The 1,035-nt window shown below is 62.6% G+C and carries 1 protein-coding gene and 1 pseudogene; both read right to left on the reverse strand.

The features are described 5' to 3' along the window. Nucleotides 1-246 (reverse strand): annotated as a pseudogene (locus tag EN932_RS36845) (SET domain-containing protein-lysine N-methyltransferase); the annotation flags it as partial. Between the two features lie 111 nt (nucleotides 247-357). Next, nucleotides 358-1,035 (reverse strand): SDR family oxidoreductase (locus EN932_RS36850; RefSeq protein ID WP_128369561.1); only part of this gene is annotated, 678 nt, incomplete at its 5' end.

Here is a 1,035-nt window from a genome sequence, read left to right on the forward strand (position 1 = left end):
GTTCATGAAGCGGCCATTGTCGACTTCATAGACCATGAAACCTGGCCGGTCGGGGCTGGGATAGGCATAGCGGTCGAGCAGTTCCCTGAGATGCGGGGGGGCCGCTTCGTATTTGTCCATGGGGACCAGTCGGTCGAAATCCGGATCGAGCCGCCAGATCGAAGCCCCTTTCCTGATCGGCTCCGCAGCGAACACGCCGACGCCTTCGATCGCACTCGCAGTCACATAGGTTCTGATCAACAACATAGTTCCAGACCCCGCTTTTGGACAGAAACGGCATCGCCAAATCGCGGCGAAAAATCAAGACCGGCCGTCTGCCTGGCGGCTATGAACATGCATTCCGGACGCGAAAAGTCTTCACGTCCGGTTGATCGACACGCCGCCATCGGCAAACAGAGCGGCTCCGGTGGTAAAGCTCGAGGCATCGGAGGCGAGATAGAGCGCCGAGCGAGCGATCTCCTCCGGCATAGCGACACGCTTCAAAGCATGCAGGCCTTCGACGAAGGCCCGTGATTCCGGGGTCTTGAAGGTTGCCGCCGGCGTGTCTGTGCCGCCGGGCAGCAGCGCGTTGACCCGCACGCCTTTCGGGCCGTATTCGGCGGCAAGCACCTGTGTCAGTCCGATCAGGCCGGCCTTGCTCGCGGCATAACTGGTCATGCCTGGCATGCCGACTGTGTGGCCGACGAAGGTGGAGGTGAAGATCAGCGAACCACCGCCACGCTCGACCATTGCCGGCACCTGGTATTTGGCGCCGAGAAACGCGCTGGTGAGATTGGTGTCGAGCGTCTCGCGCCAGCCTTCCAGCGGCAGTTCGGCTATCGGTCCCATCAGGCCGACAGCGCCGGCATTGTTGAAGGCGATGTCGAGCCCGCCGAATTTTTCGACCGCCAGATCGACAAGGGCCTTTGCGTAGGCTTCGTCGCGGACATCGCCGGCAAGCGCGATGGCGATGCCATCGGCATCCGCGATTTCGGCGACAAGCGCGTCGAGCTCGGCCTGGCGGCGGGCGGCGACGATGACCTTGGCGCCTTCCTC

This window comes from Mesorhizobium sp. M7A.F.Ca.US.002.01.1.1, assembly GCF_004022955.1.
In the GTDB taxonomy this organism is placed as follows: Bacteria; Pseudomonadota; Alphaproteobacteria; order Rhizobiales; family Rhizobiaceae; genus Mesorhizobium; species Mesorhizobium ciceri.